Below are 615 nucleotides of genomic sequence, written 5' to 3' on the forward strand. Positions count from 1 at the left end.
GCCTCGTCGAGGCGCACCATCATCTGCTCGACGCGATCAAGCGGCGCGACAAGGAGGCCGGCGTGCTGTGGACGCGGCGGCATTTGCAGGACTGGCGGCGCGGCTTCGAGAAGATCGCCTCGCTCGATCGCTCGGTCGAGCACACCTACATGGAACACGCTTACGCCGCCCGGCAATAGCGACGGCGCGGCCAAGACAAGACGCAAACAAGACAAGACGAAAACAAGACAGCGACAACAAGCACATTCGGGAGGGACAAATGAGCGGAGACATCGCAGCAACCATCCAGCGCGCCCGCGAGCACAGCATCGGCGATCTGTTGCGCCGGTCGGCGAAGCGCTACCCAAACAAGACCGCGCTGATCTGCGGCGAGGTGGGCTGGACCTTCGCGGAGATGGACGCGATCTGCAACCGGCTGGGCCGCGGGTTGATCGGCCTTGGCGTCGCGAAGGGCGACCGCGTCGCGGTGCTGTCGCGCAATTCGCACGGCTTCGCCGCGCTGCGCTTCGCGGTGGCGCGGATCGGTGCGATCCTGGTGCCGATCAACTTCATGCTCAATCCCGATGAGATCAATTTCATCCTCGCCAATTCAGGCGCCAGGCTGCTCGCGGTCGG

The 615-nt window shown here is 64.7% G+C and carries 1 protein-coding gene; it reads left to right on the top strand.

Annotation, left to right across the window (positions count from 1 at the left end; translation table 11 throughout):
• Positions 1–259 precede the first annotated feature (259 nt).
• Positions 260–615, top strand: a 356-nt coding sequence (locus tag FXN61_RS49905) for an AMP-binding protein (protein WP_167980691.1), incomplete at its 3' end; no start/stop codon positions are given.

It is taken from the genome of Lentzea indica, from assembly GCF_012184385.1.
In the GTDB taxonomy this organism is placed as follows: domain Bacteria; phylum Actinomycetota; class Actinomycetes; order Mycobacteriales; family Pseudonocardiaceae; genus Lentzea; species Lentzea indica.